The following is an 18336-nucleotide window of genomic DNA, read 5'->3' as shown; positions in this document are numbered from 1 at the left end:
CAGCACCACGCGCCAGCTTCGCCCGATCCCGCAGGTCCGCTCGCGGTCGTGTCCAGACCCTGTTCGATTTCGGTCGTTCATGGCTTCCCCCCTGTAGCCCGTCCGCCGCCTCGTCACATCGACAGCGGACACCCGCACAGACGCCGCCGGATCCCGTCTTGGGATCAGCCCGCCCCCCCCCCCCGATCGGAACGTGAGCCCTCTTGAGTCATGATAACCGGCGACCCATTGCGTTCGTCGAATCGGACCGCCCCAGGTGCATTGGCGAGTCCGCGTAGGGCTCAGATCGCCGTTTCCGCCACCCCGATCGCGTCGAGGAAGCGGCGCTTGCCGCCGACGATGTGTGCTTCGCCCGCCGCGCGCGCGGCCGCCGCATCGCCCGTGCGGATCGCATCCAGGATCATGCGGTGCTCGGCATTGCTCTCGGCCATCGCCCGCGCGCTGAACAGCGACTTGCGCCGTGTCAGGTGGCTCTCCTTCACGAGGGCGTCATACATCTCTTTCGCCCGCGCGTTGCCCGCGTAGTCCATTAGCGCGTCATGGAAGGCGAGGTTCTGCTCGTAATAGGCTTGGGCGTCGTTCGCCGTGATCGCCGCGTCCATGTCCTCGATCAGCTGCGCGAGATGCGCGCGCTGCTCCGCGGTCGAGGCGGCGGCAAGGCGGGCGCACACATAGCCGGTGATCAGTCCGCGCATTTCCGAGATCTCCAGCGCCTGTTCGACGCTGATCTCGCGCACATAGACCCCGCGGTTCACCCGCGCCTCGACCAGCCGCGCCTTCTCCAGCCCGCGCAGCGCCTCGCGCACCGGGCCGCGACTGACGCGCAACCGTGCGGCGAGGTGCTGCTCGTTGATCCGCTCGCCGGGCGCAAGCTCGCCGGTCAGGATCAGCCGCTCCACCTCGCGCTGCACCAGCGAGGTGAGCGATTGGGTGCGGACGATGTCGATCGGCTGAGTGTGGAGCATGGCGCATCCTCTGCCTGCATCGGCCGGGAAACTCAAACTGTTGACAGTTTACAGCATTTCGCGGCGATGATAAGCAAAGGTTCCGCTACCACTGCCGGGGAACGTCGTCGCATGCCCATTCCTGCCGCCTCGTCCACGCTCGCCGGGCTGCGCGTGCTCGACCTGACCCGTGTGCGCGCCGGCCCGACCTGCGTGCGCCAGCTCGCGGACTGGGGGGCGGACGTGATCAAGGTCGAGATGCCCCCCGCGCTCGAGAGCGGCGAGGGGCTGGGGGGGCCGCGCCATGGACCCGATTTCCAGAACCTGCACCGCAACAAGCGCAGCCTGACGCTGAACCTGAAGGCGCCCGAGGGCGTGGAGATCTTCCGCCGCCTGGTCGCGAAGGCCGACGTCGTGGTCGAGAATTTCCGTCCCGACGTGAAATCCCGCCTCGGCATCGACTACGAGGCGCTGAAGGCGGTGAACAAGCGCATCATCCTCGCCTCGATCTCGGGCTTCGGGCAGGACGGCCCCTATGTGAACCGGCCCGGCTTCGATCAGATCGCCCAGGGCATGGGCGGACTGATGTCGATCACCGGGTTGCCCGGCCAGGGCCCGGTGCGCGTCGGCATTCCGGTCGCCGATCTGTGCGCCGGCATCTTCGCCGCCCAGGGCATCCTGCTCGCGCTGATCGAGCGCGAGAAGTCGGGCGAGGGCCAGTGGGTGCAGACCAGCCTGCTGCAGGCGCAGATCTTCATGCTCGACTTCCAGGCCGCGCGCTGGCTGGTCGACAAGGAGGTGCCGAAACAGGCCGGCAACAACCATCCCACCTCGATCCCGACCGGCGTCTTCCCCACGTCGGACGGGCACATCAACATCGCGGTCGCGGGCGGCGCGATCTGGGAACGCTTCGCCAAGGCTGTCGGCCGCGAGGACTGGATCACCAACCCGCTCTACGCCAAGGCGGCGGACCGGTCGAAGAACCGCGATGCCCTGAATGCCGAGATCGCCGAGGTGACGAAGACACGCTCCTCGGCGGAATGGGTGGACCTGCTCAACGAGGCCGGCGTCCCCACCGGGCCGATCTACTCGATCGACCAGGTGTTTGCCGATCCGCAGGTGCAGCACCTGAAGATGTCGGCCGCGGTCGAGAGCCCGGTGCGCGGGCGGATGGAGCTGGTCGCGCAGCCGATCGTGCTCTCGCGGACACCCGCCTCGCTCGCCGCGCCGCCGCCCGAGGCCGGCCAGCACACCGACGAGGTGCTCGCCGAGGCCGGCTACACGCCCGCCGAGATCGCCGATTTCCGCGCCCGCCAGATCGTCTGAAGGACCCCCGCCATGCCCGACGGATTGCTGCTCAAGACCGACAAGATGCTCGCCCACAAGGCAGACGGCATCGGCACCATGACCTTCAACAACCCCGAGCGGCGCAACGCCGTGTCGATGGAGATGTGGGAGGCGGCCGAGACCATCCTGACCGATTTCCGCGACGATCCGTCGGTGCGCGTGATCGTCGTCACCGGCGCCGGCGACAAGGCGTTCGTCTCGGGTGCGGACATCTCGAAGTTCGAGAGCGAGCGCAACTCGATGGAGGATGTGCAGCGCTACAACGCACAGACGGCGCGGGTCTATGACCTGCTCTACGACCTGCCGAAGCCGACCATCGCGCAGATCAAGGGCTACTGCGTGGGCGGCGGCACCGCTCTTGCCGTGTGCTGCGATCTGCGCATCTGCGGCGAGGACAGCCGCTTCGCGATCCCGGCCGCCAAGCTCGGCCTGGGCTACGGCTTCACCGGCATGAAGCGGCTCGCCGACATCGTCGGGCCCGCCTTCGCCAAGGAGATCCTGTTCACCGCCCGGCTGTTCGACGCCGAGGAGGCGCGCATCATGGGGCTGATCAACCGCGTGGTGCCAAAGGATCAGGTCGAGGCGACAGTGGCGGAGTACGCGCGCACGATCTGCGACAACGCACCGCTGACCGTATCGGCCGCGAAGCAGATCCTGAACGAGACGCAGAGGGACGCCGCCGCGCGCGACATGGCGAAGGTGGACGCGCTGGTCGCCGGCTGCTTCGCCTCGGAAGACTACAAGGAGGGGCGGCGCGCCTTCATGGAGAAGCGCAAGCCGAATTTCCAGGGACGCTGAATCCGGACGCCGGCGAGGGGGCGGACAACGCCCCCCCCGCCGATCTCACGGGGAGGAAACCGATGCTGACACGCCGCAGCTTCGCCGCCGCATCCGCGGCCGCGCTCGTTCCGTTCTCGGCACAGGCGCAGATGCGCTATCCCGTGCCGACCGTGACGCTGGTCACGCATTCCTCGCCGGGCGGCGGCAGTGACGTGTTCCTGCGCGAACTGATAAAGCACCTGCACCCGGTGATGGGGGTCAACTTCGCGGTCGAGAACGTGCGCGGCGGCTCCGGCGCGACCGCGGTCGCGCGCGTCGCCCGCGCGCGGCCCGACGGCTCGATGTTCTACGCAACGACGCCCACCTACATCCAGACGACGCTGCTGAGCAGGCCCGAGTTCGGCTACGACTCGCTCGATCCGCTGGCGATCGTGTTCCTTGACCCCGAGGTGATCTACACGCGTGTGGAGTCGCCATTCCGCACCCTCGCCGATGCGGTCGCGCACGCCAAGGCCAATCCGGGGCGCCAGAGATGGGGAGCGGCGAACCCCGCCTCGCTCGAGCGCATCGCCTTCGAGAAGATGAACCGGCTGATCGGCGCGCGCGCCGCCGTGGTCAGCCACGAGGGGGGCGGTGACCTCATGATCAACGTGCTGAACGGCACGCTCGATCTCGGCATCGGCGAGATCCAGGAGATCCGCGCCCAGCTCGACGCCAACCGCATCCGCCTGCTCGGCGTGGTCACCGAGGAGCGCCTGCCCGACTTCCCCGATCTCGCGACCGCGCGCGAGCAGGGGGTGGATCTGGTGGTCACCAAGTTCCGCGGCCTTGCCGGGCCCAAGGGCATGCCCGACGAGATCGCGGCGATGTGGCATGACGCGCTGCGCCAGGTGCTCGCGAGCCCGGCCTACAAGGAGCAGTACGCGAAGGAGAGCCTTGTGCCGGCACTCAAGGGCCGCGAGGAGGCGCGCCGCTTCACCGCCGAGTTCGCGGCCGAGATCGCCGCGACGCTGCGCGAGCTCGGCGTGGTGCGGTGAGCGCGTCCGCGCGCGACATCGCCCTCGGCCTCGCCGCCCTGGTGCTCGCCGGTGCCTATTGGGCGCTGGCGGTCGACCTGCCCATCAGCCTGCTGTCCGACGCGGTCGGGCCGGGTGGCGTGCCGGTCGCGATCGCAATGCTGATGGCTGCGGCCGGCGTGGTGCTGATCCTGCGCAGCCTCGTCGGCGCGCCGCGCGAGGCGCCGCCGAGTCCGGCGCATGGCCGGGCGGCGGGGCTGCTCGCGCTGCTGGTGGCCTATGTCCTGGCCGTGCCGTTCATCGGCTATCCAATGGCACTCGGCCTGCTCGCCGGCGCGATCGCACTCTATGCCGGGGCGCGGTCAGGCCTCGGTCTCGCCGCCTTCGCCATCGGCATCGGCGTGCTGTTCTGGTTCGGCTTCGTGCGCGTGATGGGAATCCCGTTTCCCGCCGGCACGCTGTTCGGCGGGATCTGAATGGGGGCATTCACCGACCCCTGGACCGTCGCCACCGCGTTCGGCGGCGTGCTCTGGGGGATTCTCGGTGGCGCGCTGCCGGGCATCTCACCCTCGATCGCGATGGCGCTGCTGCTGCCGTTCACCTACGGCATGGAGCCGATCCCGGCGATCGTGCTGCTCGCCAGCGTGTATGTCGGCGCGGAATACGGGGGCTCGATCCCGGCGATCCTGATCCGCACGCCCGGCACGAACTCCGCCGCCGCGACCACGCTCGACGGCTACGAGATGGCGCGCCAGGGCAAGGGTGGCGAAGCGCTCGGCATCTCGTTGATCTCGGGTCTGGTGGGGGGGCTGTTCGGTCTCGTCGTGCTGGTGCTGGCGACCGAGCCGCTCGCGCGCGTCGCGCTCGCCTTCACCCCGGCAGCCTATTTCGGGCTCGCCGTGCTGGGGCTGTCGGTGATCGCGAGTCTCGCCGGCGGGTCGCTCACCAAGGGGCTGATCGCGGCGGCACTCGGGCTCATGGTGGCGACCGTCGGCACCGATCCGGTCTCCGGCGTGCCGCGCTTCACCTTCGGCTCGCCCGAGCTGCTGGGCGGCATCCGGCCGATCCTGGTGATGGTCGGGCTGTTCGCGGTCGCCGAGATGCTGGTGCAGATCGGCGAGCCGGAATGGGCCAAGGTCGAGGCGCGCGACACGCGGCTGAAGCTGCCAAGTCTGGCGATGTTCCGCCGCCTGCTGCCGGCGCAGGCGATCGGCTGCGGTATCGGAACGTTCGAAGGCGTCACCCCCGGCGCCGGCGGCACGATCGCCGCGTTCATGGCCTACAACGAGGCGCGCCGATGGTCGAAGAACCCCGACGCGTTCGGCAAGGGCGCGCCGGAAGGTGTCGCCGCGCCGGAATCGGCGAACAATGTCGTCACCGCGACCGCGCTCGTGCCGCTGCTCTCGCTCGGCATTCCGGGCTCGAACTCGGCGGCGATCCTGCTCGGCGGGTTCCTGGTGCATGGGCTGACACCGGGGCCGCTGCTGTTCGAGCGGGCCCCGGACGTGGTGTGGGGGCTCTATGGCGGGCTCCTGATCGCCAACATCGCGATGCTGCTGCTCGGCCTCGTCATCCTCACGCCGGCGTTGTGGCTCGTGAACCGGCCCAAGCCGTTTCTGGTCGCGACGATCCTTGCGCTGATCGTCTCGGGCGTGTTCGCGATCGAACAGAGCCTGTTCGATGTCGGCCTGGTGCTGGTGGTCGGCGTGATCGGCTACTTCCTGCGCTGGGCGGGTGTGCCGGTGCTGCCGCTGGTGCTCGGTGTCGTTCTCGGGTTCATGCTCGAGAGCAACTACCGTCGCAGCCTCGTGCTGTCGGGCGGGGACCATCGGGTGTTCATCGAAGACCCGGTGGCACTCGGCCTGCTGACGGCGGCGGTGCTGCTGACCGGCTTCTCCCTGTGGCGCGAGTTCCGGAGGAATGCGTGAAGGCGGATGTGAGCGTGGCGGAACGTCTGGCACGGGCGGCGACGGAGGCCGCGCCGAGTGCAGCAATGCGCGAGACCTGCGAGCGTCTACTGATCGACATCGCCGGCCTCTGCGTTGGCGCACGCGGCGAGCCATACATCGCGGCAACGCTGGATGCGGCGGACGCTGATGGTCCCTGCACCGCGATCGGCCATGCGCGCGCATTCTCGGCGGCCGATGCGGCGCTGATCAACGGCACGGCGGCGCATGGCGAGGATTTCGACGACACCTTCGAGGGCGGGCCGGTCCATGCGGGCGCCGTGGTGGTGCCGGCCGTGCTGGCGGTCGCGGAGCGCTTCGGGCTCGCGGGTGTTGATGCGCTGCGCGGCATCGCGGTTGGCGCCGAGGCGACCTGCCGGCTCTCCACCGTCGTGCCCAAGGCGGTGCACAAGGCGGGATTCCACCCGACCTCTGTGTTCGGCGCCATGGGGGCGGCGCTTGGCGTCGGCGTCGCACTGCGGCTCTCGCCCGCGCAGATCACCGACGCGCTCGGCATCGCCGGCAGTTTCGCCTCCGGCATCATCGAGTACCTCTCCGAAGGCGCCTGGACCAAGCGGCTGCATCCGGGCTGGGCGGCGCAGGGCGGCATCCGCGCCGTGCTGCTCGCGAAAGGAGGCTTCGTCGGACCGCGCACCGTGTTCGAAGGACCGCACGGGCTGTTCAATGGCTTTGCGCACGCCCTGCCCAAGACCTGGGATGCCCTGCTCGACGGCTTCGGCACGCGATGGGTGGCCGAGACGATCGCCTTCAAGCCCTATGCCTGTGGCACCATGACGCACCCTTATGTCGATTGCGCGCGCCGGCTCGCCGCGCGCGGCGTGAAGGCGGATACGATCGTTGCGATCGAGTGCGAGACGGCCGAGGGCATCCTGCACCGGCTGTGGGAGCCGCTCGCCGACAAGCAGTCCCCCCCCAACGCTTACGCGGCGAAGTTCAGCACGCCCTACTGCATCGCGGCCGGGTTCTTCCTCGACGGTGCGGCCCTTGACGCCTTCACGGATGCACGCGTCGCTGATCCGCGCCTGCGCGCGCTCGCCGCGAAGGTTCGCTACGTGGTCGATCCGGACAATCCGTATCCGCGCGCCTATACCGGCCATGTGCGCGCCACACTCGCCGACGGCACGGTGATCGAGGAGCGCCAGCCGCATCTGCGCGGCGGCGTCTCCGAGCCGCTGAGCCGCGCCGAGATCGAGGCGAAGGCGCGCGCCAACATGCGTCACGGCGGCTGGGACGAAGCGCGGAGCGAGGCCGCGCTGCGCTTCGCGGCCGATGCGTTCGATGCCGCGCGGCTCGACGCTGCCGCCTTGCGCGGCTGAGCGATGACACGCGAGCTTGCGGGCCGGGTCGCGCTCGTCACCGGCGCCGGGCGCAATATCGGCAGGGCGATCGCGCTCGACCTCGCCGAAGGCGGCGCCGCGGTGGTCGTGAACGCGCGCGCCAACCGCGCCGAGGCCAACGCGGTCGCCGCCGAGATCACCGCGGCCGGGGGGCGCGCGGTCGTCGCCCTCGGCGACGTGACCGACACGAAGGCCGTCGGCGCGATGGTCGCCACGGCCGTCGACACCTTCGGTCGGCTGGACATCCTGGTGAACAACGCTGCCATCCGCCGCGAACTGCCATTCGCAGAGATGGACTTCGCTGCCTGGCGCGCCGTGCTGGATGTCTGCCTGGACGGTGCGTTCCACTGCGCGCGCGCGGCGCTGCCGGCGCTGCGCGATTCGGGGCAGGGAACCATCGTCAATATCGGCGGCCTGACCGGTCACAGTGGCGCGGCGAACCGTGCGCATGTCGTTACGGCGAAGGCGGGGCTCGCCGGCTTCACGCGCGCGCTCGCACACGATCTTGCGCCCGACGGCATCACCGTGAACCTGGTCGCGCCCGGGCTGATCGACACCGCGCGCGACACGGCGCGGCCGCATCATCGGGGCGGGCGGCGCACGCTGGTCGGGCGGGAGGGCACGCCGGAGGAAGTCGCGGCGGCGGTGCGGTTCCTCGCCGGCCCCCGCGCGCGCTATATCACCGGCCAGACGCTGCACGTGAACGGCGGCGCCTACCTGCCCGGCTGACCCGATGCTTGAGCCCTGGCAGTGGGCGGCGGCGCTGATCCTGGCGCTCGCCGCCGGCGCGATCTCGGGCATCTCGGGCTTCGGCGCTGGGCTGATGCTGTCGGCCTATCTGCTGCCGATCCTCGGCGCGCGCATCACCGTGCCGGTGCTGGCGGTGGCGATGGTGCTGACCAATGCCGGACGCGTCTGGGCGTTCCGTGACTCGCTCTCGCTCCGCATCGCGCTGCCGGTGCTGGCAGGCGTGCTGCCGGGGGCGCTCGCCGGCGCTTACGCGTTTGGTGCGCTTGGCGGCGCGTGGGCGGACCTGATCGTCGGCGGATTCCTGATCGTCTCGGTGGTGCTGCGACGTGCGCTCGCGGGTCAGACCCTCGCTGCCACGCCGCTCGTGCTGGCCATCGGCGGCGCGGCCACCGGCCTACTCTCCGGCATCACCACCGGGGCGGGGATGCTGCTGATCCCGCTGCTGCTCGGCGCAGGTCTGCCCGCGCGCGCGCTGATCGCGACCGACGCCTTCGTCTCCGGTTCGATGCATGTCGCCCGCGTCGCCGGTTACGCGGCCGGTGGGGTGCTCGGGCCGGATCTCGTGGTGCTGGGCCTTGCACTCGGTGCCGCGACCGTCCCGGGCAGCCGGGCCGCCGCCTGGCTGGTCGCGCGCATCCCACCCTGGAAGCACGTCGTCATCCTGGAGGGCCTGGTGGTCGTGATCGGTGCGATGACAGTGTGGGGGGCGGTGCGCGCGCTCCGTGCGGCCTAGATCGCCGATACCGTAACGAAAGTGTCGTTGTAGGCCGGCTGTCCCCAGGGCGACCAGGACGACGGTGAGAGCAGGTTCGCCACCGGCCCGTCCTCACCCGCGGTGCTCCACCACTTGCCGGGCAGCGCGACCACGCCGGGCAGCGTCGCGTCCGTGACGTGCAGCGTCGCCGGGATCGCGCCCTGCGCGTTGCGCAAGACCACGCGTGCGCCGTCGGCGAGCCCGCGCGCGGCCGCATCCGACGGCGCCATGTGCAGGGTCGGCTCGACCTCGCCGTGGCGCTGGCGCGGCATGTTGGCGAAGGACGAGTTGAGGAAGAAATGCGCCTTGGGGGTGAGCAGGCGCAGCGCACCGTCGCGCGGTTCCTCCGGCACTGGGATCTCTCCCGCGAGACGAAGCCTGCCCGTGGCGAGAGTCGGTGGAGGTTTCTCGGTCTTCATCCAGCCTGCGCGCTTGAGGGTTTCCAGATCGATCCCCGACGGTAGCGCGGTCGCGGCGATCTCCTCGTCGGTCTCGCGGAACGCCGGGTGGTCGAGTCCGAGACGCGGGGCGAGCAGGCGCATCACCTCGGCATGCGGCCTGGCCTCGCCGAGCGGGGCGATCGCCGGCAGGTTGATCGTCACGTAGTGGTGGCCCCAGGCACCGTGCAGGTCGAAATGCTCGAGCTGCGTGGTCGAGGGCAGCACGATGTCGGCGTAGCGCGCCGTATCGGTGAGGAAGTGTTCCAGCACGACGGTGAACAGGTCCTCGCGCGCCAGACCCGCGCGCACGCGGCCGGCATCGGGCTGCACCACCGCCGGGTTGGTGCCCCAGATCATCAGCCCCCTGATCGGCGGATCGAGTGCCGCGAGCTGCTCGCCGAGATGCGCCATGTCGAGGCTGCGCGGGTTCAGCCCGGCCGGGATCAGATCGGCGCGATCGACCCGCGCGCTCTCCAGCGTGGGCGTGGCGATGATCAGCACGCCGCCGCCGCGGTGGCGCCAGTGCCCCGCCAGGACCGCGAGTGTGCCGATGCGGCGCACGAAGGCGTCACCGAGCAGGCTCTGCTGCGGCCCCACCCCGGCGCGGATCACCGCCGGGCGCGCGGCGGCGAAGTCGCGCGCGAGGCGGACAATCGTGTCGGCGCCGATACCGCAGACCGCGGCGGCGCGCTCCGCCGTCCAGGGCGTGAGCCGCTCCGGCAGCGCATCGAGATCGGCGGCGGCCGCGCGCGCGAAGTCGAGATCGGCGAGCCCCTCCTCCAGCATCACGCGCGCCATCGCCGCCGCCAGCACCGCGTCCGAGCCGGGGCGGAGCTGGATGTGCTCGTCGCATTGCCGCGCGGTGCGGGTGCGGATCGGATCGAGGCAGATGACGCGCGCGCCGTGGCGCTTCTTCGCCTCCTGGATGAAGTGCCAGTGGTGGTGGCAGGTGGAGAGCGCGTTCAGCCCCCAGAGCAGGATCAGCCGGCTCTCCACCATGTCCTCGGGGTCGAAGCCGAGCGGCCAGCCCGCCCCGGCCGAGGCGATCGCGGCGACCGAGCAGATATGCCCGTGCATGCGGCTCGCGCCGAGCGCGTGGAAGATGCGCAGGAGCGCGCGGCGCTGCACCACGCCCATCGTGCCGAGATAGTTGTGCGGCAGCAGCGCCTCGGCGCCGTGGCGGGCGATGATCAGGCCGAAGCGCTGGGCGATCAGGTCGAGTGCGGCCTCCCAGGAGATGCGCTCGAACCGCCCCTCGCCCTTCGCACCGACGCGGCGCAGCGGGTGGAGCAGCCGGTCGGGCGCATAGGCGCGCGCCTCGTAGTCATTCACCTTGGCGCAGAGTACGCCGCGGGTGAACGGATGGTCCCTCGCCCCGCGCACGGCCGTGACCCGTCCGCCCTCCACCTCGGCCTCCCAGGCACAGGTGTCCTGGCAATCCAGCGGGCAGCAGCCCTTGATGTGGCGGACCTCACCCATCGCCTTCCTCCGGCGCCGCGACCAAGCCTAGCGCCGGAGCCCAGCGATACGCCATCGTAAAGAGGCGGGGCGCCCGGTCCGGCCGTCGTGCCCGCCCCCCGCGTTGCCGATCCGCCCGGTCGCCCCTATGTTCCGCCCGTCCGCGGGGAAACCCGCCCGATCCACGATCCAGGGAGGATTGCCCGATGCACCTTTCGCGTCGCCTTCTGATGGCCGGCCTGGCCGGCGGCGTGCTGGCGGCCCCCGCCGCCGCCCAGACCAACGTCACGCTCACGCATGCGCTCGCCGCCAACAGCCACTACGGCGTGGCCGCGATCGCCTTCAAGGAGACGGTCGAGCGCCTGACCAACGGGCGCTACCGCGTCACCATCCAGCGCAACGACAACGAGCGCGAGGCGATCGAGGCGACGCAGATCGGCACGCAGGAGTTCACCATCACCTCCACCGGCCCGGTCGGCAACTTCGTGCCCGACACGCTCGTGCTCGACATCCCGTTCCTGTTCCGCGACTACGACCACGCGCGCGGCGTGCTGGACAGCGCGATCGGCCAGGAGCTGCTGGCGAAGTTCACCCCGCGCGGCCTGATCGGGGTCGCCTGGATGGAGAACGGCTTCCGCAACGTCACCAACTCCCGGCGCGAGGTGAACTCGCCCGCCGACGTGCAGGGTCTGAAGATCCGCACCATGGAGAACCCGGTGCACATGCGCGCCTTCCAGACGCTGGGCGCGCTGCCGACGCCAATGGCGTTCAGCGAGCTCGTTCCCGCGCTCCAGCAGGGCACGGTGGACGGGCAGGAGAACCCGATCCCGGTGATCGTGGCGAACAACCTCAACCAGGTGCAGCGCTACCTGTCGCTCACCCGTCACGTGTATTCGCCGGCCGTGCTGATCGGCAATCCGGGGTTCTGGAACCGGCTGAACGCGGCCGACAAGGCGGCGTTCCAGGAGGCGGCGAAGGCGGCGGTGCAGGCCAACCGCGACAAAGTCTCGGCCGATGAGCGCGACGGCGTCGCGTTGCTGCGCTCGCGCGGCATGACGGTGCGCGAGACGGTCGACACGGCCGCGTTCCAGTCGGCACTGGCCCCGGCCTTCGAGCAGTACCGGCGCCAGTTCGACGCCGCGCTGATCCAGCGCATCACCGACTGGAAGCCCGGCAGCTGATGACCCCGCTCGTCCGCGCCGTTCTCGCGGCCGAGCGGATTGCGACCCAGGCGGCCCTCGCGGCCGCCTGTTTCGCGCTCGCGCTCGCGGTCTGCGCCGGCGCCTGGCAGGTGTTCACCCGCTTCGTGCTCGCCCAGCCCTCGCCGTGGTCGGAGGCGCTGGTGCGCCAGGCGCTGGTCTGGATGGTGCTGCTCGGCGTCGCCGGCGCGATCCGCCACGGCGCGCTCGTCGCGATCGATGTTGCGCGCCAGGCGGCACGCGGCCATGTTCGGCTCGCGCTCGAACTGGTCACGCTCGCCTGCATCTGCGTGCTGTTCGGCGTGCTGTTCTGGTTCGGCTGGTCGATGGCCGAACGGGTCCGGTTCCAGATGATCGCCGGGCTCGACGTGTCGATCGCCTGGGGTTATGCGGCGATCCCGGTGGGCGCGGTGTTCGCGATCCTCGCGGCCCTCGCCGCCGTGCTCGATCCGCGCCGGCCCGACCTCTCGGGCCAGGTCTGAGGAGCGCGCGATGGCCGGCACCATGCTCGCGATCATGCTGGTGCTGTTCGCGCTCTCGGTGCCCGTCGCGGTGGCGATCGGGCTCGCCGCGATCGCCGGCATCGAGTTCTTCACCCGCTTCCCGCTGATCGTCGCCGCGCAGCAGATCTATGTCGCGCTGGATCGCTTCCCGCTCGCCGCGATCCCGTTCTTCATCCTCGCCGGCAATCTGATGGAGGTGGGCGGGATCAGTCGTCGCCTCGTCGAGTTCGCGCGGGCGATCGTCGGCGGGGTGCAGGGGGGGCTCGCGATGACCTGCGTGCTCACCTGCATGATCTTCGCCGCGATCTCGGGCTCCTCGGTTGCGACCACCTTCGCGATCGGTGCGATCATGGTCCCCGCCTTGAAGCGGCTCGGCTATCCGGCTGCCTTCGCCGGTTCGCTCCAGGCATCGTCCGCCGAGCTCGGCGTGGTCATCCCGCCCTCGATCCCGATGATCCTCTACGGAGTCGCGACCCAGACCTCGATCCCCGAGCTGTTCATCGCCGGTATCGGCCCGGGCGTGCTGATCGCCGCCGTGCTGTCCGTGGTCGTGTTGGTGTGGTGCCGGGTGAACGGCTGGGGCAAGCAGGACGGGGAGGGACGGCTCGGGCTCATGCCCGCGACACGCGACGCGTTCTTCGCGCTGCTGATGCCCGTGATCGTGCTGGGCGGCATCTATGGCGGCATCACCACGCCGACCGAGGCCTCGGTCATCGCGGTCTGCTACGCGCTCACGGTCGGGCTCGTGATCTACCGAGAGCTGCGCCCGCGCGATCTCTATCCGGTGTTCCGCAAGTCGGTGATCACGTCGTCGGTGATCATGTTCATCATCGCCACCGCCGGCCTGTTCTCGTGGCTGCTCAACCGCCAGGGCATCCCCGACCAGATGGCGTCCTGGCTGGTGGCCACCTTCGGTTCGCCCGCATGGTTCCTGCTTGGCGTCAACCTGTTCCTGTTCGTGGTCGGAATGTTCATCGAGACCTCGGCCTCGATCATCGTGCTGGGGCCGATCCTGCAGCCGGCGGCAGCGCAGTTCGGCATCGACCCGGTGCATTTCGGCACCATCATGGTGGTGAACCTGGCGCTCGGGATGGTCACGCCCCCGTTCGGTGTGAACCTGTTCGCGGCCGCGCAGGTGGCCGAGACCGGCATCGACCGGATGATGCGCTACCTGCCGGTGTTCATCCTGGCGGTGATCCTCTGCCTCGGCGTGATCACCTATGTGCCGGCGCTGACGCTCGCCTTGCGCGATTTCGTCTATCGCTGAGCGCCGATGCGCTCGCCGATCAGCCCCTGCGGGCGCGTGAGGAGGATCACCTGGAGTGCCAGCCCGATCAGGAACAGCCGGACATAGGCCGCGCGCGTGGCGAGCTCGCCGGGCAACTGGCCCGCCAGCCAGTCGGTCGCGGCCCAGACCGCCCAGACCGCGATCGCGCCGATCACCGCGCCCGCGTTGTTGCCCGATCCGCCGGCGATCAGCATGACCCAGACCAGGAAGGTGGTGGTGACCGGGTCGAGCGCATCGGGGCCCATGAACTTGAAGAACGCGGCGAGCATCGCGCCGCCGAGACCCATGCAGGCGGCCCCCAGCACGAAGGCCTGGAGCCTCAGCCTTGCCGGGTTCTTGCCAACCGCCTTGGCGGCCTCCTCGTCGTCACGCACGGCGCGCAGGGCGCGGCCGAAGGGGCTGCGCGCGGTCGCCTGGGCGAGCGCGAACAGCCCCGCCACCACGGCCGCGACCAGGGCGAGATAGGCGAACTGGCCCCACGGCAGCCCGAGCGCCTCGAACGGGCGGGGAATCCCCGGCACGCCGAGCGGGCCGCCCGTCAGCCAGTCCTCGTTGCGCACGGCCAAGCGGACGATCTCGGCGATGCCGATCGTGGCGATCGCGAGATAGTCGGCGCGCAGCCGGAGCGCGATCGCGCCGATCGGCAGCGCGAGCGCGGCCCCCGCCAGGGCGGCGAGCGGCCAGGCCACCCACCACGGCCAGCCGAAGCCGCCGAGATGCATCGGGCTCGCCGGCGCGGTCAGCAGCGCGGCGGTATAGGCGCCCATGGCGACGAAGCCGAGCCCGCCGAAATTCATCAGCCCGGTCAGCCCCCATTGCAGGTTCAGCCCGAGCGCGAGGGCCGCGTAGATGCCCGCGAGGGTGAGCATGGTGGCGAAGTAGAGGGCGGCCTGTTCCATCAGCCCATCCCCCGGAACAGGCCCTGCGGCCGGACGATCAGCATCAGCACGAGCACGGCGAAGGCGACGCCGGTCTTGTAGGCGGGAGACAGCAGCGGCGCGCCGTCGAGCAGCGGATAGGAGGAGAGCTCCTCGGCGAGCCCGAGGATCAGCCCGCCGAGGGCAGAGCCCCAGGGCCGGCCGATCCCGCCCAGGATCGCCGCGGCGAAGGAGGCGAGCAGCACGTTGAACCCCATGATCGGCTGGAGCTCGGTGTCGATGCCGAGGAACACGCCGGCGGTGGCGGCGAGCGCAGCCGCGACCGCCCAGGTCAGCCGGATCACCGCATCAACGTTCACGCCGGTGATGCGCGCGAGATCCGGGTCATCCGCCATGGCCCGCATCGCCCGCCCGGCGCGGCTGCGCGAGAGCAGCAGGTGGAGCAAGAGCGCCGCCGTCGCCGCCCCGAGGATGATCCAGGCGTGACGCTGCTGGATCCGGAACCCCGCCCAGGCGAGCGGCGGCACGATGCCGACGCCGTAGCTCATCGGCGTCGGCCCGAAGGCGAGATACAGCACCGCGCGGATCATCAGTGCGGTGGCGAAGGAGGAGATGAGCAGCACCGCCGGCAGGCTGCGGCGGAGGCGCGCGTAGAAGGCGCGGTCGGCCGCCCACGCCAAGGGGATCGTGGCGCCGATCGCGACCGGGATGGCAGCCAAGGGGCTGATGCCGAGACCGCGCACCACGATCAGCGCCGCATAGGCGCCGAAGGACAGCAGCTCGCCATGGGCGAAATGGGCGAAGCGCATCACGCCGTAGATCAGGCTGAGCCCGGTCGCGGACATCGCGTAGATCGCGCCGAGCACGAGCCCCGGGATCAGATAGAAGTTGACGAGGCTTTCCACGGCGCCGCGCTACCCGCCCAGGAACAACCGGCCAATCTCGGGATCGGCGAGCAGCGCCGGCCCCGGCGCGGTCGCGCGGTTGCGGCCCATCGCCAGCACCACGCCGCGATCGGCGATCGCGAGCGCCGGTCGTGCGTTCTGCTCGACCATCAGCACTGCGATCCCGTCCCGCGCGATCGCCTGCACGCGCTCGAAGATCAGGGCGCAGAACTTCGGGCTGAGGCCCGCGGTCGGCTCGTCCAGCATGATCAGCCGCGGCTCCAGCATCAGTGCGCGGCCGATCGCCACCATCTGGCGCTGCCCGCCCGAGAGCCGCCCCGCCGCGACGCGCCGCTTCGCCGCCAGATCGGGGAACAGCGCCAGCACGCGCGCCATCCCGGCCTCGGTCTCGGCGGGGCGCGCATAGGCGCCCATCGCGAGGTTCTCCTCGACCGTGAGCGAGGGGAACACGTTGCGCTCCTGCGGCACATACGCGAGGCCGCGCAGGATCATCCGCTCGGCCGGCGCGTTGGCGATCGGTTCGGCGCCGAACATGATTGCGCCGGCGCGCACGCGTACCAGCCCGGCCACGGCCTTCATCAGCGTCGATTTGCCCGCGCCGTTCGGGCCGACGATGACGACGATCTCGCCGGCGTCGGCGTCGAGATCGACCCCGTGCAGGATGTCGGCCTCGCCGTAGCCGCCGACCACGCCGCGCGCCTCCAGCAGCGCCATCTCAGTCCACAGGCTCGATTGCCATGCCGAGATAGGCCTCGGCGACCCGGGGGTCGTTGCGGACCTCGGCCATGGTGCCGGCGGCGATCACCTGCCCCTCCGCCATGACGTGCACGGGGTCGCAGAGCTCGGCGACCAGGTCGAGATCGTGCTCGATCACCAGGAAGGTGATCCCGTCCTCGCGGTTGAGCCGTGCAATCGTCGCCGCGATCTCGCGCAAGAGCGTGCGGTTCACGCCGGCAGCCGGCTCGTCGAGCAGGATCAGCGTGGCCCCGCTCATCAGCGCGCGGCCGAGCTCGACCAGCTTCTTCTGCCCGCCCGAGAGCGCGGTCGCCGGTGTGTCGGCGTGGCGAGCGAGGTTCAGCCGATCCAGCACCGCGCGCGCACGATCCGCGAGCGCCGCCTCCTCGCGGGCAATGCGCGCCCGCGCGATCCAGGGCAGTGGCAGGCGCTCGCCCGGCTGGTCGGGGGCGGCGACCATCAGGTTCTCGAGCACCGTCATGCGGGCGAACAGGCGGGGGATCTGGAAGGTGCGCGCGAGTCCCGCCCGGTGCAGCCGCCAGGGCGGCGCAGCGGTGACATCCTGCCCCCGCAACGAGACCGTCCCGCCGTCGGGTGGCAGGAACCCGGCGATGGTGGCGAACAGCGTCGTCTTGCCCGCACCGTTGGGCCCGATCAGCCCGGTGATCGAGCCCTCCGGCACATCGAGCGAGACGCCGTCCAGGGCGACGAAACCGCCGAAGCGCTTCGTCAGTCCCCGGACGGCCAGCGCAGGTGGGGCGGCGCCCGGCGCGCCGCCGCTCACGCCGAGACGTTCTCGACCGTGGCGATCCGCCCGTCGCGGATCTCCCAGACCTCGATCCGGCCCTGCGCGTCGCCGGCCTCGTTGAAGTCCACCGGGCCCGAGGCGCCCTCGTAGTTGACCCCCGCGCCCTGGGCGATCAGCCCGCGCGCCTTGGCCCACTCGCCGGGGCCGACCATCTCGCCCGGCGGGTTGGCGACCTCGCGCAGCGCCGCGCGGATCGCCGCGCGATCGGCGCGCCCGGCCTTCTGGATCGCCAGCGCCGCCACGTAAGCCGCGTCATAGGCCTGGGCGACGAAGGCGCCCGCCGGGTCCATCGCCGGATTGGCGCGGCGGAAGGCGGCCTCGTAGGCGGCGCGGCGCTCGGGTGCCGCGGCCGTGCCCGGCGCGGTGCCGAAGGTGCCGGCGAGCGGCTGCGCGCCGACCGCCTGCACCACCGCCTGGTCGCGCATCCCGTCGGTCAGCACGAAGCGGCTGAAGAAGGCGTTCTCCACCGCGTTGCGCAGGATCGTGTTGCCGCCCGAGCCCGGATAGGCGACCAGCACCAGCGCCTGCGGGTTGCCCCGGCCGGCGAGCGTCTGCAGCTCGGCGCGGTAGGAGGGGCGGTTCTCCTCGAAGTTCTGCGTCGCGGTGACGCTGCCGCCATGACGCTCGAACGCGGCCTGGAAGGCAGCCGCCAACCCGCGTCCGTAGTCGTTGTTGATCGCCATCACGGCGGCGCGCTCGATCCCGCGCTCCCTGGTGATCCGGCCCAGCACGGCGCCCTGCAGCCCATCGGGCACGGCGGTGCGGAACACCGTGTCGTTGTCGGAAAGCGCGCTGATCGCCGGCGCGGTGGCGGAAGGCGAGATGATCGGCACGCCGGCCGGGATCGTCACCGCATTCGCGGTCGCGATCAGGATGCCCGAGGCCATCGGCCCGATGATGATCGGCACGTTGTCGGCCTGCACGAGCCGCGTCGCGACCGAGACGCCGACCTGCGGATTGGTCTGGTCGTCGGCCTCGATCAGGGTCAACCGCTGGCCGTTCAGCACCCCGCCGGCGGCGTTGATCTCCTCCAGCGCCAGCATGATGCCGGCGCGGATCGGCGGCACGAAGGCCGCGAGCCCGCCCGAGGCGGACAGGATCGCGCCGATCCGCACCTGGCCCTCCTGGGCGCGGGCGGCAAGCGGCAGCGCCGCGGCCGCAGCGCCCGCCGCGAGCAAGGTACGTCGGCTCAAAGCCAATGTCGTCATCGGTCAGTCCCTCCAGGCA

General features: G+C 70.9%; 18 protein-coding genes. 11 read left to right on the top strand and 7 right to left on the bottom strand.

The genetic code is table 11. The annotated features are described in order from the left end of the window. Positions 1–281 precede the first annotated feature (281 nt). Positions 282–965, bottom strand: coding sequence for an FCD domain-containing protein (locus F563_RS0107570; protein WP_019014055.1), 684 nt, complete (start codon positions 963–965; stop codon positions 282–284). A gap of 111 nt (positions 966–1076) precedes the next feature. Between F563_RS0107570 and F563_RS0107565 the strand changes: the two genes are divergently transcribed. From F563_RS0107565 to F563_RS0107530, 8 genes are all read left to right on the top strand, one after another. Beyond that, a complete protein-coding gene (locus F563_RS0107565) occupies positions 1077–2270 on the top strand; it encodes a CaiB/BaiF CoA transferase family protein (protein WP_019014054.1) in 1194 nt (397 codons plus the stop codon). Positions 2271–2282: 12 nt separating this feature from the next. Next, complete coding sequence (locus F563_RS0107560; protein ID WP_019014053.1) at positions 2283–3089, top strand: enoyl-CoA hydratase; 807 nt, start codon at positions 2283–2285, stop codon at positions 3087–3089. 62 nt (positions 3090–3151) lie between these two features. Beyond that, complete coding sequence (locus F563_RS0107555) at positions 3152–4108, top strand: tripartite tricarboxylate transporter substrate binding protein (protein ID WP_019014052.1); 957 nt, start codon at positions 3152–3154, stop codon at positions 4106–4108. Beyond that, positions 4105–4563, top strand: a complete 459-nt coding sequence (locus F563_RS0107550; RefSeq protein WP_019014051.1) for a tripartite tricarboxylate transporter TctB family protein — start codon at positions 4105–4107, stop codon at positions 4561–4563. Before F563_RS0107555 ends, F563_RS0107550 begins: the two co-directional genes overlap by 4 nt. Beyond that, complete coding sequence (locus F563_RS0107545) at positions 4564–6015, top strand: tripartite tricarboxylate transporter permease (RefSeq protein ID WP_019014050.1); 1452 nt, start codon at positions 4564–4566, stop codon at positions 6013–6015. A 14-nt stretch (positions 6016–6029) separates the two neighbouring features. Further along, positions 6030–7370: an MmgE/PrpD family protein gene (locus tag F563_RS21935; RefSeq protein ID WP_211211397.1), complete on the top strand. Its 1341-nt coding sequence runs from the start codon at positions 6030–6032 to the stop codon at positions 7368–7370. A 3-nt stretch (positions 7371–7373) separates the two neighbouring features. Continuing rightward, positions 7374–8120, top strand: a complete 747-nt coding sequence (fabG, locus tag F563_RS0107535; RefSeq protein WP_019014048.1) for a 3-oxoacyl-ACP reductase FabG — start codon at positions 7374–7376, stop codon at positions 8118–8120. A gap of 4 nt (positions 8121–8124) precedes the next feature. Then, positions 8125–8874, top strand: coding sequence for a sulfite exporter TauE/SafE family protein (locus F563_RS0107530; RefSeq protein WP_019014047.1), 750 nt, complete (start codon positions 8125–8127; stop codon positions 8872–8874). On the opposite strand, the gene F563_RS0107525 is transcribed toward F563_RS0107530, so the two are convergent. Continuing rightward, positions 8871–10814, bottom strand: coding sequence for a molybdopterin-containing oxidoreductase family protein (locus tag F563_RS0107525; RefSeq protein WP_019014046.1), 1944 nt, complete (start codon positions 10812–10814; stop codon positions 8871–8873). The two genes, F563_RS0107530 and F563_RS0107525, sit on opposite strands and share 4 nt — an antisense overlap. 185 nt (positions 10815–10999) lie before the next feature. Here F563_RS0107525 and F563_RS0107520 point away from each other — a divergent pair, with 185 nt between their 5' ends. Genes F563_RS0107520 through F563_RS0107510 form a run of 3 tightly spaced genes read left to right on the top strand, consistent with a single transcriptional unit; the run spans position 11000 to position 13762 of the window. Next, positions 11000–11974: a TRAP transporter substrate-binding protein gene (locus F563_RS0107520; protein WP_026299406.1), complete on the top strand. Its 975-nt coding sequence runs from the start codon at positions 11000–11002 to the stop codon at positions 11972–11974. Next, complete coding sequence (locus F563_RS0107515) at positions 11974–12474, top strand: TRAP transporter small permease (protein WP_019014044.1); 501 nt, start codon at positions 11974–11976, stop codon at positions 12472–12474. The genes F563_RS0107520 and F563_RS0107515 overlap by 1 nt, the downstream gene beginning before the upstream one ends. Before the next feature lie 10 nt (positions 12475–12484). Then, complete coding sequence (locus F563_RS0107510) at positions 12485–13762, top strand: TRAP transporter large permease (protein ID WP_019014043.1); 1278 nt, start codon at positions 12485–12487, stop codon at positions 13760–13762. Here the strand turns inward: F563_RS0107510 and F563_RS0107505 are convergent. From F563_RS0107505 to F563_RS0107485, 5 genes are read right to left on the bottom strand one after another with little or no spacing between them, the layout of a single operon-like run. After that, the gene (locus F563_RS0107505; protein ID WP_019014042.1) at positions 13753–14682 is read right to left on the bottom strand and encodes a branched-chain amino acid ABC transporter permease; all 930 of its coding nucleotides are present in this window, start codon (positions 14680–14682) and stop codon (positions 13753–13755) included. The genes F563_RS0107510 and F563_RS0107505 overlap by 10 nt on opposite strands. Beyond that, complete coding sequence (locus F563_RS0107500; protein ID WP_019014041.1) at positions 14682–15566, bottom strand: branched-chain amino acid ABC transporter permease; 885 nt, start codon at positions 15564–15566, stop codon at positions 14682–14684. Before F563_RS0107500 ends, F563_RS0107505 begins: the two co-directional genes overlap by 1 nt. Before the next feature lie 9 nt (positions 15567–15575). After that, positions 15576–16280 carry an ABC transporter ATP-binding protein gene (locus F563_RS0107495; protein WP_019014040.1) on the bottom strand — a complete coding sequence of 235 codons (705 nt, stop codon included), beginning with the start codon at positions 16278–16280 and terminating at the stop codon, positions 15576–15578. A gap of 1 nt (position 16281) precedes the next feature. Next, positions 16282–17085 carry an ABC transporter ATP-binding protein gene (locus tag F563_RS0107490; protein ID WP_019014039.1) on the bottom strand — a complete coding sequence of 268 codons (804 nt, stop codon included), beginning with the start codon at positions 17083–17085 and terminating at the stop codon, positions 16282–16284. Then, on the bottom strand, positions 17082–18302 hold the full coding sequence (locus F563_RS0107485) for an ABC transporter substrate-binding protein (protein ID WP_162140581.1): 1221 nt from the start codon (positions 18300–18302) through the stop codon (positions 17082–17084). The genes F563_RS0107490 and F563_RS0107485 overlap by 4 nt, the downstream gene beginning before the upstream one ends. Positions 18303–18336: the final 34 nt, after the last annotated feature.

This window comes from Elioraea tepidiphila DSM 17972 (assembly GCF_000378465.1).
Taxonomy (GTDB): Bacteria; Pseudomonadota; Alphaproteobacteria; order Acetobacterales; family Acetobacteraceae; genus Elioraea; species Elioraea tepidiphila.
Note: the sequence above shows the minus strand (reverse complement) of the source record. Positions and strands in the feature narration are given on the sequence as shown.